This window comes from Nocardiopsis sp. KDC1DS13DA1 (assembly GCF_055632325.1).
The window spans coordinates 1-13,088 of the sequence record NZ_JBVMUY010000019.1 but is presented as its reverse complement, the minus strand read 5'-3'; the positions used below and the strand labels follow the sequence as shown (position 1 = coordinate 13,088).

Here is a 13,088-nt window from a genome sequence, read left to right as displayed (position 1 = left end):
AGGACGGCGACTGGAGGCTGCTCGTCCACCAGACCAGTCCGCTCAAGGGCTGAGCACCGCGCCGGGGCTCCGGTCCCACCGGTTCTCCGGTGGGACCGGAGCCCCGGTTCTCTGGTGGGGCCGGTGTCGGACCTCCCCCTCCTCCCGGGGCTCCGGGCCGGGGCACGAGCGGCCGGAGGAGCCCTCCAGGCGCTCGCGCCGTTCTCCGCGGAGGCCTCTTCCGTTCGGTTCCGCACTTTTGTTCCAGGGGTGCGGAAAATTCCTGTGCCATGTTCTTTCCTTTGTTCTGATGTGGTCATTCGAATTTTTCAGGAAATGCCCGCCGAGCTGCGGGGGCGTCATCGGAACATCGCACCGGAACGGTTCGTGGTGCGACTTCTCGATTGCGATATTCCTCCGTCGTCTTCGCAAGAATGGATATGGAGCTGTGCGGGGGATGAAGGCGAACCTGAAAAGCGTCCTGAAACCGACGGGTGGCCGGACCACCCGCCTCCAAGGAGCTCCGAATGCGGCTGATGTACCGCGTCGCGACGGTGGCGCTGGCTCTGGCGCTCATAGGCGCCCTCGGCGCCTTCACCGTCCGCCCCTCCGCGAGCGAGCAGGAACAGGCGGAGCGGGCCGCGCCCTTCGCCTTCGAGGCGCTCGCCCTGAACTCCGAACCCGACGACGCCCGATACGAGCGGGTCGTGGCACCCGCCCTGGACCACTTCCGGGGATGGATCTCCTCGGTCGGTGCGGGCGGCGCCCTCCTCGACCTGCGCGGACTGGGCACGTCCTCGGACGCCTGCCTGGTCGATCCCCGCGACGACAGCGTGACCCTGCGCAATGTCCCGGGCAGCGGGCAGGACGACTACCCCGTGGTCGAACTGCTGCCCGACGGCCTGCCCTACGACCACACCATGGCCCCGATGGGCTGCGTCCCCGCCGACATGGACGAGGACGGCGACCAGGACGTCATCGTCTACTACTGGGGCCGCTCACCCGTTCTGTTCCTGAACACGGCCGAACCCGGGGCGGTCCCCGCGGCAGGGAACTTCACCGCCCACGAGTTCGTGCAGCCGATGCAGGTCTGGAACACGACCGCCCTGAACGTGGCCGACATCGACGGCGACGGCGGGCTCGACGTCCTGGTCGGCAACTACTTCCCGGACGGTGCCCGCGTCCTGGACCCCGAGGCGCACGACGAGACGCGCATGGAGATGCAGCAGAGCATGGGGCTGGCCACCAACGCCGGCCGCAACCGCGTCCTGCGCACCGAGCCGACCGGCGAGGCCGACGCCCCGCCGACCGTCACGGACGCCACCACCGCGCTCCCGGAGCGGGTGATGACCGCGTGGACCCTGGCGATCGGCTTCCAGGACCTGTCCGGCAACGGCCTGCCCGACATCTACCTGGGCAACGACTTCGGCAACGACAACCTCCTCGTCAACACCTCCACCCCCGGGGACGTCCGGCTGGAGCTGGTCGAGGGCGAGCGGGACATGACCACCCCCAAGTCCCAGGTCCTGGGCAACGGGTCGTTCAAGGGCATGGGTATCGCCTTCACCTACGTGGACGGCCAGGACCTGCCGATGATGGTCGTCAGCAACATCACCAGCCCCTACGCGCTGCACGAGAGCAACTTCGCCTTCGTCCCCGACGGGGAGGGCGCCGACCTGCTGGAGGGCTCCGTGCCCTTCGACGAGACCAGTGAGGAGTTGGGGCTGGCGCGCAGCGGCTGGTCCTGGGACGTCAAGGCGGGCGACTTCGACAACGACGGCACGGAGGAGCTGTTCCAGGCGACCGGATTCCTCCAGGGCGAGAACACGCGCTGGCCGGAACTGCAGGAGATCGCCATGGGCAACGACCAGCTGCTCAGGTACCCCTGGGTCTGGCCCACCTTCGCCGAGGGCGACGACCTGTCCGGGCACGAGTCCAACCCGTTCTGGGTGCGGAACGCGGACGGCGTCTACGACGACCTGGCCGAGCCGCTGGGGATCGCCGAGAACGACGTCACCCGCGCCTTCTCCTTCGGCGACGTCAACGGTGACGGGCTCCTGGACGCCGTGGTCGCCAACCAGTGGGAGGACTCGCGCCTGCTGCTGAACGAGGCGCCCGACGCGGCACCGGGCGTCGTGCTCCGCCTGGTGCGGCCGGGGGCGGCCGACGGCGCGCCCACCCCGGCGATCGGAGCCTCGGTCGTGGTGGACGACGAGGGGCACCCCCCGCAGATCCGCCAGCTCTTCCCGGCCAACGGCCACGTGGGGGCCTCCGACTCCATCGTCCATCTGGCGGCTCCGGAGGGCGACCTCCCGGTCACCCTCACCTGGCGGGACGGCGCGGGCGGGACCCACACCACCGAGCTGGTGGTCGAGCCCGGAACCCAGACGATCCTCCTCAACGACGACGGAACGGCGGTTGTCCGATGACTGTCACCAGATCCGACGGCGGTCCCGCCACCGGTGCCGAGGGGGAGCCGGCGGGGACGCCCACCACCTCCGAACCGACCCCGAAACCGCCGGTGGACCGGCGCCTGAAGGCGCTGCGCATGTTCGCCACCTCCATCACCGTGTTCAACATCGTGGGGCACCTGTTCCTGGGCTTCGAGCAGTCACCCGTCACGCCCATCCTGGCCCTGCTGTTCGGCTACACGCTCGACCTCGCCCTGGAGACCCTGGACGCCCGGGCCGCGAACCGGACGCCCGGGTACGTGGGCGGATTCGGCAAGCTGGTCGACTACCTGCTGCCGACCCACATCGCGGGCCTGGCCTGCGCGATGCTCCTGTGGGGCAACACCTCGATGTGGCCGTACCTGTTCGCCGTGGCCATCGCGGTGAGCAACAAGTACCTCCTGCGCATCACCGTCAACGGGCGCAAGCGGCACTTCCTCAACCCCTCCAACCTCGGGATCGCGGTGACGCTGCTGCTCTTCCCGTGGGTGGGGATCGCGCCGCCGTACCACTTCACGAACGACACCTTCGGCTCCGTGGACTGGCTGATCCCGCTCGGGATCCTCATGGCCGGGACCATGCTCAACGTCAACCTCACCAAGCGGTGGCCGCTCATCCTCGCCTGGGTGGGCGGCTTCGCCCTCCAGGCGGTGCTGCGGTGGCTGATCCTCGACCACATGCTCGTGGCGGCACTGGCACCACTGACCGGGGTGGCCTTCATCCTGTTCACCAACTACATGATCACCGACCCGGGGACGACTCCGAACCGGCCGCGCAACCAGATGGTCTTCGGCCTCACCACGGCCCTGGTGTACGGCGTCCTGGTCAGTTTCCACGTCGTCTTCGGGCTCTTCTTCGCCCTCGTCATCACCTGCCTCCTGCGGGGTGTGGTCCTGGTGTGCGCCCCCTGGTTCTCCCGCACGGGCGCTCCGACCGCCCCCGGTGAACGCACGGGCGGGGCGGCTCCGGTGTAGGAGGGGCCGACCCGGGCAGGGTGCCGTCCGGTGACCCGAACGGGGGTCGGAGCCGGACGGCACCCACGTCAGGGGCTCTAGGATGGGCGGCATGCGATTCGCCAAGGGCCACGGAACAGAGAACGACTTCGTGATCCTCCCCGACCCCGACGGGGAGCTCGACCTCACGGAGGACACCGTCCGCCTGCTGTGCGACCGCCGGGCGGGGATCGGCGCCGACGGCGTCCTGCGCGTGGTGCGCACGCGCGCCCTCGGTGAGGCCCTCGCCCCGGCGGCCCGAACCGCCGAGCGGTGCGAGTGGTTCATGGACTACCGCAACTCCGACGGCACCGTCGCCGAGATGTGCGGCAACGGGGTGCGGGTGTTCGCGCGCTACCTCCTGCACACCGGGCTCGTCGACCGCGACCGCTTCGAGGTGGGCACCCGCGACGGGGCCAAGGAGGTGCGGGTCGGGCCCGACGGCGGTGTCACCGTGGACATGGGCCGGGTGGAGCTGCAGGGAACCTCCTCCGCCAAGCTCGCCGGCGGTGTCGTGCACGGGGCGCAGATCTCCGTCGGCAATCCGCACCTGGCCTGCGAGGTCGACGGTCCGGTCGCCGGGATCGACCTCACCCGGGCGCCGGAGCTGGACGCCGAGGCGTTCCCGCAGGGGGCCAACGTGGAGGTGTACACCGAGGTCGCGCCGGGTGTGCTGGAGATGCGCGTGTACGAGCGGGGCTCGGGGGAGACCCGTTCGTGCGGCACGGGGATCGTCGCCACCGCGGCCGCCGCCACCCCGGAGGGGGAGGGCGCCACGTGGACCGTGCGGGTCCCCGGCGGTGAGTGCGTCGTGTTCCTCGACGCCGACGGCGCGCGCCTGAGCGGTCCCGCCGCCATCGTGGCCGAGGGGGAGACCTCCCTGGTCTGACCCCGCACGCGCGGGGGCGCGCCTCTTCGGCCACCGTGACCGTCACGGTGTGATCCGCGTCCTGCCGGGCCGTTGCGGGAACCCGGTCTCCAGGGCGCTCGTTGCGCCGGTATGCAGAACGCCAGGAACACCCCCGCCGCACGCCCCATCACCGAAACCGATGTCCCCGCCGCCGTCGAGACCCTCACCGGGGCCTTCGCCGACTACCCCTTCACCCGGCACGTGATCGCCGCGGACGACCACGGGAGGCGGATCCGGAGTTTCCAGGAACTCTGCCTGACCCGCGTCGGGATGGTGTACGGCCGGGTGTGGGTCGCCGACGGGGGCCGCGCCGTCGCGGTCTGGGCCACCCCCGAGCGGGACCCCTCACCCGCCTTCGCGGAGATCGGCGCGCGGCTCGGCGAACTCATCGGCGACCGGGCGGCCGCCTTCGAGTCCGCGGAGGGGGCACTCGGCCCCCACCGCCCGAGTGAACCGGTCTGGTTCCTCAACACGGTCGGTGTCGCCCCCGAGGTCCAGGGACGGGGGCTCGGCGGCGCGGTCCTGGCCCCCGGCATCGAGGCGGCGGAGCGCGCCGGGTTCCCGGCGTTCCTGGAGACCTCCAGCGAGCGCAACGTGCGCTTCTACGAACGGCTCGGTTTCACGGTCACCGCCGAGGTCGTACTCCCCGACGGCGGCCCCCGCACCTGGTGCATGCGCAGGGACCCCGCCTGAGCGGTCCGGCCCGGCTCAGATACCCCCGACGAACCGCCCGGGGGCCAACCGGTGCCCGGGGTCCAGGGCGTCCTTGACCGACCGCATCAGCGGCAGACCGGGAACCTCGCCCCAGAGGTCGGCCCCGGCCGCGTGCACGTGGGGTTCGGCGCGGGTCAGGGTGAGGGACCACCCCGCCCGCGCACGTACGCCCCGGGCGACCTCGGTGACCGCGGCGGCCCCCGTCCCCGGGGGGAAGGCGGCGTGGAGCGCTCCGCTGGGCACCGATCCGCGGACGCCCACCTCCGCGCCGACGGCACCGGCCAGTTCGCCCACCCGCGCCGCCGCGGCGACCGTCTCGGCGGGCGGACACGACAGGAACGCGAGCGTTCCCCGCTCGGGGACCAGCCCCCACCCCTCCGGCAACCGGTCCGAGACCCGGGCCCCGGCTCCCAGGGCGGCGCGGACCCCGTCGACCCGGGCCGCCATCCCGTCGGGCATCCCCTCCAGGACCACGTGCAGCGACGAGGGGCCGTCCGACGGCCAGTCCAGGGCCACCGCCGAGGGCACCACCGCCCTCGCGCGCAGCGCCGCCACCACGCGCTCTCCGTGCGCCCGGGACGGGACGGCGGCGGACACCACCCGCAGGGCGGGCGGAGCCGGGTGCAGACGGAAGGTCACCGACGTGGTCAGGCCCAGCGTGCCCAGAGCGCCCGTGTGCAGTTTGGCCAGATCGTACCCGGCCACGTTCTTCACGACCCGGCCCCCGGTGCGGGTGAGGACGCCGTCGGCACGCACCACGGTCATACCGATGACCAGGTCCCGCAGTGCCCCGTACAGCAGGCGGCGCGGTCCGCACACCCCCGTGGCGACCATGCCGCCCACCGTGCCGCCCGCGCGGACGGGGTCGGCCGACAGCCGCTGTCCGGCCGCCGCCAGCACGTCCGTCAGTTCCGACACGGGAGTTCCGGCGCCGACGGTCACCACCAGGTCGTCGGCGGTGTGCCCCATACCGGTCAGGGCGGTGGTGTCCACGAGCAGGTCGGCCGACCGGGGCGGAGCGCCCCAGTCCAGTGCGGTGCCCCCGCCCCGGAACACCGCGCTCAGTCCGTGTCGGTCGGCCGTCGCCATCACACGGGCCGCGGCGGCCTCGTCCGGGGGACGCACGACCAGCGCGGGGACCGTGTCGCCGACGGCGTCGTCGGGCGTTCCCGGCCGGGGCTCGGATCCGGTCGCGGTCAGCTCCGCGAGCGCGGACGGTTCGGCGGTGTCAAAGGTCGGTCGGGCTGGCCGCACTTGGCTCCTCAGGGTCAGAACTGTGTCGCCCGGCCCGACTCCACCAGCGGGTGCACACCCCTGCGTACCCCGGGCCGCTCACCGCACAGGCGCGGGGTGGGCAGGAGTTTGTCCGGGTTGGCGATTCCCCGCGGGTCGAAGGCCCGCCGGAAGCGGTCGAAGGTGTCGAGGTCGTCGGGGGAGTACATACGCGGCATCGAGCACGCCTTGTCCGTGCCCACGCCGTGTTCACCGGTGATGGACCCGCCGTACTCCACGCAGATCTCCAGGATGGCGGCGGACACCTCCTCCGCGCGCCGGTAGCCGTCGGGGTCGGCGTCGTCGAACATGACCAGGGGGTGCAGGTTGCCGTCACCGGCGTGGAAGACGTTGGCCACGCGGATGCCGGTCTCGGCGGACAGCGCGGCGATGCGGCGCAGGACGTCGGGCAGGGCCGTGCGGGGGACCACCCCGTCCTGCACGATGTAGGCGGGGCTCATCCGGCCCACGGCGTCGAAGGCCGCCTTGCGCCCGGCCCAGATCCGGTCCCGCTCGTCCCCCTCGCTCGCGGTGCGGGTCCGTCGCGCCCCGTGGGCCGTGCACAGCTCCACCACCTCGGCGAGGTGGGCGTCCACGTCCGCCGCGGGGCCGTCGAGTTCGACGATGAGCACGGCGGTGGCGTCGGCGGGGTAGTCGCAGTCGACGACGGCCTTGACCGCCTCGATGGACAGGGCGTCCATCATCTCGATGGCCGAGGGGAGTACGCCCGAGGAGACGATCGCGCCGACCGCGGCGCCGCCGGCGTCGAGGGAGTCGAAGGCCGCCAGCAGGGTCACGGTCCGCTCGGGCAGCCGGGTCAGTCCGACGGTGACCTCGGTGACGATGCCCAGGGTGCCCTCGGAGCCGACGACCGCCCGGACCAGGTCGTAGCCGGGTGCGTCGGGGGCCTTGCCGCCCAGACGCACCACCTCGCCCTCGGGGGTGACCAGTTCCAGGCCGCGCACGTGTGTGGCGGTGAACCCGTACTTGAGGCAGTGCGCGCCGCCGGAGTTCTCGGCGACGTTGCCGCCGACCGAGCACACCGCCTGGCTGGAGGGGTCCGGGGCGTAGTAGTAGCCGTGCGGCGTGGCCAGGGTGGTGATGTCGAGGTTGGGGACACCGGGCTCGACGACGGCGCACTCGTTGGCGATGTCGATCTCCACCACGCGGCGCATCCGCGCGGTGGTGAGCAGGACGCCCTCGCGGTGGGGGAGGGCGCCGCCGCTCAGGCCGGTTCCGGCGCCGCGCGGGACGAAGGGGACACCGGTCTCGGCGCACAGGCGGACGACGGCGGCGACCTGCCCGGTGGTGGTCGGCAGGACGACGACCCCGGGCAGCGACCGCCGGTGGGTGAGGCCGTCGTGGTCGTACTCCCGGCGGTCCTCGGTGTCGGTGAGCACCCCGTCGGTTCCGCAGATCTCGCGGAGCCGTGGGATGAGGGAGGTCAGGGCCTCGGACATGGGCGCCCCCGTCGTCGCGGCGTGTTGATCGCAACGTACGACGGCGCCCCTCGCCGGGGCAAGGGGCGCCGTGCGGGTGTCTCCTCCCGCGGGAGGGGCCGGCCGGGGTCGGCTACGGCATGCGCTCGTAGGCGGGCAGGGTGAGGAAGTCGACGTAGTCGTCGGCGAGGGCGACCTCGGCGAACAGCTCACTGGCCTGCTGGTAGAGGGCCTCGTCGAAGGCGTCGCCGAGGGCGCCGCGGATCGCGGTGAGCTCCTCGTCGATGATCTGCTTGACGAGCTCGGCGGTGACCTTGGGGCCGTCGTCGAGGGTGACGTCGTTGTGCAGCCACTGCCAGATCTGGGAGCGGGAGATCTCGGCGGTCGCGGCGTCCTCCATGAGGTTGTGGATCGCCACCGCGCCGTTGCCGCCCATCCACGTGGCCAGGTACTGGAGCGCGACGTTGATGTTGTTGCGCAGACCGGTGAGGGTGACGCCGCCCTCGGTCCGGTCGACCGCCAGCAGGTCGGCGGCCGAGACCTCGACCTCGGGCCGCTGCTTGTCGATCTGGTTGGGGCGCTCGCCCAGGACGCCGTCGAAGATCTCCTTGGCGACGGGGACCAGGTCGGGGTGGGCGACCCAGGAGCCGTCGAAGCCGTCGCCGGACTCGCGGGACTTGTCGTCCCGGACCTTGGCGAAGGCGACCTTGTTGACCTCGGCGTCCTTGCGGGACGGGATGAAGGCCGCCATGCCGCCGATGGCGTGCGCGCCGCGCTTGTGGCAGGTCTTGACCAGCAGCTCGGTGTAGGCGCGCATGAACGGGGCGGTCATGGTGACCGCGTTGCGCTCGGGCAGCAGGAAGCTGCGGCCGCGGGTGCGGTGCGTCTTGATGATGCTGAACAGGTAGTCCCAGCGGCCCGCGTTCAGACCCGCGGAGTGCTCGCGCAGCTCGTAGAGGATCTCCTCCATCTCGAACGCGGCGGGAATGGTCTCGATGAGGCAGGTGGCGCGGATGGTCCCGCGCGGGATGCCGAGACGCTCCTGGGCGAGGACGAAGATGTCGTTCCAGAGGCGGGCCTCGAGGTGGCTCTGCATCTTCGGCAGGTAGAAGTACGGGCCCTTGCCCTTGTCCAGCTGGCGCTGGGCGCAGTGGAAGAAGTAGAGGGCGAAGTCGACGATGCCGCCGCTGGTCCGCTGGCCGTCGACCAGGACGTGCTTCTCGTCCAGGTGCCAGCCGCGCGGGCGGACCACGATCGTGGCGAGCTCGGAGTCCTCCCTGAGGGCGTAGCTCTTGCCCTGGGGGGAGGTGAAGTCGATCTGGCGGTCGAGGGCGTCGCGCAGGTTGAGCTGCCCGCCGATCATGTTCTCCCACAGCGGGGTGTTGGCGTCCTCGAAGTCGGCCAGCCAGACCTTCGCGCCGGAGTTGAGCGCGTTGATGGTCATCTTGCGGTCGGTGGGGCCGGTGATCTCGACCCGCCGGTCCGTGATGCCGGGAGCGGGGTCGGCGACCTTCCAGCTGTCGTCCTCGCGGATGTGCTTGGTCTCCGGGAGGAAGTCGAGGTCCGCTCCGGCCGAGATCTGCTCCTGGCGCGTCTTCCGGGCGGCGAGGAGCTCCTGGCGGCGTCCCTCGAAGGTCCGGTGCAGCTCGGCGACGAGGGCGAGGGCCTCGTCCGTGAGGATCTGGTCGAAACGGTCGTGGAGGGGGCCCGTGATCTCGACCCCGTGCGTGGCGCCCATGGATAACCTTCCGCAATACGAAACAAGCTTCTGGTATGTGGAAAAGAAGCTACTATCTTGATGTCGAGCGGTCAACGCGCGGCGTGTGCCGCAGGTCGAGAAAACTTGCACCTATGTGAAGGTTCAGGAAACTTCTCCCGGCAACTTCGGCATTTCTTCAGTATCGCATCCGATGTGTTGGCTTCATCTCACTCCCTGGACTGGGGCGTCGCCCCAGGACGCCTGGGATAATCACGTGCCTGGACGCGGCCGGGGTGCGACCATCGAGTCACGGTCGCCGCTGCCCCGAGGGCGGGAAGATCCGCGACGGCCAGGACGTTGACCCACCTGGAGGGATATGAATACTTCTGACAACCGCGAAGGCGCTTCGGCCGGGCACACCACCCCCGTCGAGGACGCGCTTCGCGAGCCGATCACCACCGGGGTCGAGGACGGCCCGACCGTCTCGCCGGACGCGACCGGCGGTGATCGCGGCACCGCACCGGCGGACACGCCCGACCAGGGCCAGATGGAACTCGCCGAGCGCCACGCGCTGCGCCGGGTCCAGGGGCTGTCCACCGAACTCACCGACGTCACCGAGGTCGAGTACCGGACCCTGCGTCTGGAGCGCGTCGTCCTCATCGGAGTGTGGACCAGCGGGACCCAGACCGACGCGGACAACTCGCTCACCGAACTCGCGGCTCTGGCCGAGACCGCCGGGGCGCTCGTCCTGGAGGGGCTGACCCAGCGCCGCCCCAAGCCGGACCCGGCCACCTACATCGGCAAGGGCAAGGCAGCCGAGCTGCGCGACATCGTCGAGGCCACCGGGGCCGACACCGTCATCTGCGACGGAGAGCTCACCCCCGGCCAGCTGCGTCAGCTGGAGGACGTCGTCAAGGTCAAGGTCATCGACCGCACCGCGCTCATCCTGGACATCTTCGCCCAGCACGCGCGCAGCAGCGAGGGCAAGGCACAGGTCGAACTCGCCCAGCTCAACTACCTCCTGCCGCGACTGCGCGGTTGGGGTGACTCGCTGTCCCGGCAGGCGGGCGGCTCCGGCAGCGGCTCCGGCGGCGGTGTGGGTCTGCGCGGACCCGGTGAGACCAAGATCGAGACCGACCGGCGGCGCATCAACGACAAGATGGCCAAGCTGCGCAGGCAGCTCGCGCACATGCGTACCGCCCGCGACGTCAAGCGCGACGTCCGGCGTACCCGCGCGATCCCGTCGGTGGCGATCGCCGGATACACCAACGCGGGCAAGTCGAGCCTGCTCAACCGGCTGACCGGGGCCGGGGTGCTGGTGGAGAACGCCCTGTTCGCCACCCTGGACCCGACCGTCCGCCAGGCCCGCACGCCCGACGGCCGCGGCTTCACCCTGAGCGACACCGTCGGGTTCGTCCGGCACCTGCCGCACCAGCTGGTGGAGGCCTTCCGGTCCACGCTGGAGGAGGTCGCCGACTCCGACCTGGTCCTGCACGTGGTCGACGGTTCGCACCCGGACCCCGAGGAACAGATCAGGGCGGTCCACGAGGTCTTCTCCGAGATCGACGCGACCGACGTCCCCGAACTCATCGTGGTCAACAAGGTCGACGCCGCCGACCCCGACGTACTCAAGGTGCTGCGGACCCGCTACCCCGACGTCGTCGAGGTGTCGGCGCGCACCGGTGAGGGCATCGCCGGGCTCGTCACGGCGCTCGCCGAGGCACTGCCCGAGCTGGCGCACGAGGTACACGCGCTGGTGCCCTACTCGCGCGGTGACCTGGTGGCCAAGGCCTACACGGAGGGCCGCGTCCTCAGCGAGGAGCACACCGGGGAGGGCACGCGGCTGCACGCGTTCGTGCCCGAACTGCTCGCCGCCAAGCTGGGGGAGTACGCGCCCAGCACGGCGTAGGGGCACGGGCCCGCCACGTCGAGGCGACGTGAACCGGCCGGGGCGCACCGAGAGGGCGCCCCGGCCGTCGTGTGCCGTGGTGGCGTGCGTCACCATCACGACTCGCGAGTATTGCCGGGAAACGCTCGCATTCGTCCCTCGGGGAGGTGTACAGGGGGTCCGGGAATGGACTACGGTTTTGGATCACCGGCCGTCAGCGGCCGCTGTCCCCTCCGACGGTCGAGACCCCTACCGCTGACACGGCCCCGGCGGCTCCGCCGCCCACCGGCTCAGTCGGATCGCTCCAGATACGAGGTCGCCATGTCCGCCCGTGTACCCCACGACCGTGTCGCCAGCCCCCACCGGCGGATCTGACCGGCGGACGCGAACCCATGACGCTGGTACTCCTCACCAACATCGGTCGGCTGTGGACCGGGAACGAGCTGCTGACCAAGGCTGCCCTCCTGATCAACGGCGACCGGGTGGCCTGGGTCGGCCCCGCGGCCGACCTTCCGCAGCGCATCCCCGGCGTGTTCGACGACCTGACCGACGTCGACGACGTCGTGAACATCGGCGGCGGCCTCATCACCCCCGGACTGGTCGACGCGCACTGCCACCCGGTGTACGCGGGTGACCGGTACGCCGAGGTCAACATGTGGGCCAAGGGCGCCTCCAAGGGGGACATCTTCGCCGCGGGCGGCGGGGTGTCCACCACGGTGACCATCACGCGCGGAACCGACCCCTGGACCCTGTGCAACGCGGTGCGCGAACGGCTCCGCCACTGGGTGATCACGGGCACCACCACGGTGGAGGCCAAGACCGGCTACCACCTGACCCGGGACGGGGAACTCGCCGACGTGCGCCTGCTGCGCTCCCTGGAGGAGGAGCCCGGGATGCCGCGCCTGCACGTCACGTTCTTCCCGGCGCACGGGGTCCCGCCCGAGTTCTTCGGCCGCCCCAGGGACTACGTGAGCACGGCCGCGTCATGGCTCAGCGACGCCGCCATGGCGGGGGCCGACGGAGTCGACGTGTACTGCGACAACCAGCAGTTCACCACCGACGACGCGCGTATGCTGCTCGGCGTGGGCCAGTCCGTGGGGCTGCGCACCACCCTGCACGCCTGCTCCCGGCCCCGGCACGGCGCCGTGCGGATGGCTGCCGACCTGGGCTGTTCCTCGGTGGACCTGCTGCACGAGACCAACGAGGAGGACATCCTCGCGCTGGCGGCCACGCGCACCCCGGTGGTCGCCTGCCCCACCACGTCACTGCACGAGCGCCGCACCCCGCCCGTGCGCACGCTCCTCGACCACGGTGTGCCGGTGGGTCTGGGAACCGACCACAACCCGGGCCAGTCGGGGGCGACGTCGATGCCGCTGGTCATCTCCCTGGCGGTCGCCCTGTTCGGGATGACCGTCCAGGAGGCGCTCAACGCGGCGACGTCGGGTGGAGCGCGGGCGCTCGGCCTGGCCGACCGGGGTACGCTCACCCCCGGCTCCCTCGCCGACCTCGTGCAGTGGGACGCCGACCACGAGGGCGCCTTCGCGTGGTCGATGGGCCTGAACACCCTGCGGGTGTGGCAGGGCGGACGGACGATTCACTGAGCGGAGTCTGACCCGGGTCTTGGGTGTCACTCCCACCCGTCACCCGCCACCGCCCTCAACGGACGCCTGCGGCGCGGTTCCTCCCTCTTCGTCACCCGCCACCGCCCTCAACGGACGCCTGCGGCGCGGTTCCTCCCTCTTCGT

General features: G+C 71.5%; 9 protein-coding genes. 6 read left to right on the top strand and 3 right to left on the bottom strand.

The window, feature by feature from the left end; genetic code table 11:
* The first annotated feature begins 506 nt into the window (after window positions 1-506).
* The 4 genes from ACTVAJ_RS13840 (at window position 507) to ACTVAJ_RS13825 (ending at window position 5,024) form a co-directional block, all read left to right on the top strand.
* On the top strand, window positions 507-2,408 hold the full coding sequence (locus tag ACTVAJ_RS13840; RefSeq protein WP_470388537.1) for an FG-GAP repeat domain-containing protein: 1,902 nt from the start codon (window positions 507-509) through the stop codon (window positions 2,406-2,408).
* Window positions 2,405-3,403, top strand: a complete 999-nt coding sequence (locus tag ACTVAJ_RS13835; protein ID WP_470388536.1) for an enediyne biosynthesis protein UnbU — start codon at window positions 2,405-2,407, stop codon at window positions 3,401-3,403. Before ACTVAJ_RS13840 ends, ACTVAJ_RS13835 begins: the two co-directional genes overlap by 4 nt.
* Before the next feature lie 82 nt (window positions 3,404-3,485).
* Window positions 3,486-4,310: a diaminopimelate epimerase gene (dapF, locus tag ACTVAJ_RS13830; RefSeq protein ID WP_470388535.1), complete on the top strand. Its 825-nt coding sequence runs from the start codon at window positions 3,486-3,488 to the stop codon at window positions 4,308-4,310.
* A gap of 111 nt (window positions 4,311-4,421) precedes the next feature.
* Complete coding sequence (locus ACTVAJ_RS13825; protein WP_470388534.1) at window positions 4,422-5,024, top strand: GNAT family N-acetyltransferase; 603 nt, start codon at window positions 4,422-4,424, stop codon at window positions 5,022-5,024.
* Between the two features lie 15 nt (window positions 5,025-5,039).
* On the opposite strand, the gene ACTVAJ_RS13820 is transcribed toward ACTVAJ_RS13825, so the two are convergent.
* The 3 genes from ACTVAJ_RS13820 to aceB all read right to left on the bottom strand — a co-directional run bounded on the left by ACTVAJ_RS13820 (window position 5,040) and on the right by aceB (window position 9,494).
* Window positions 5,040-6,299 carry an FAD-binding oxidoreductase gene (locus ACTVAJ_RS13820; protein ID WP_470388533.1) on the bottom strand — a complete coding sequence of 420 codons (1,260 nt, stop codon included), beginning with the start codon at window positions 6,297-6,299 and terminating at the stop codon, window positions 5,040-5,042.
* 14 nt (window positions 6,300-6,313) lie between these two features.
* Window positions 6,314-7,777: an FAD-binding oxidoreductase gene (locus tag ACTVAJ_RS13815; protein ID WP_470388532.1), complete on the bottom strand. Its 1,464-nt coding sequence runs from the start codon at window positions 7,775-7,777 to the stop codon at window positions 6,314-6,316.
* A 112-nt stretch (window positions 7,778-7,889) separates the two neighbouring features.
* Window positions 7,890-9,494, bottom strand: coding sequence for a malate synthase A (gene aceB, locus ACTVAJ_RS13810; RefSeq protein WP_470388531.1), 1,605 nt, complete (start codon window positions 9,492-9,494; stop codon window positions 7,890-7,892).
* A gap of 337 nt (window positions 9,495-9,831) precedes the next feature.
* On the opposite strand from aceB, the gene hflX reads away from it, so the two are divergent.
* Both hflX and ACTVAJ_RS13800 read left to right on the top strand, forming a co-directional pair.
* Entirely contained in the window at window positions 9,832-11,364 is a 1,533-nt protein-coding gene (gene hflX, locus ACTVAJ_RS13805) for a GTPase HflX (RefSeq protein ID WP_470388530.1), read from the top strand.
* Between the two features lie 371 nt (window positions 11,365-11,735).
* Complete coding sequence (locus ACTVAJ_RS13800; protein WP_470388529.1) at window positions 11,736-12,944, top strand: amidohydrolase family protein; 1,209 nt, start codon at window positions 11,736-11,738, stop codon at window positions 12,942-12,944.
* The last annotated feature ends 144 nt before the right edge of the window (window positions 12,945-13,088 follow it).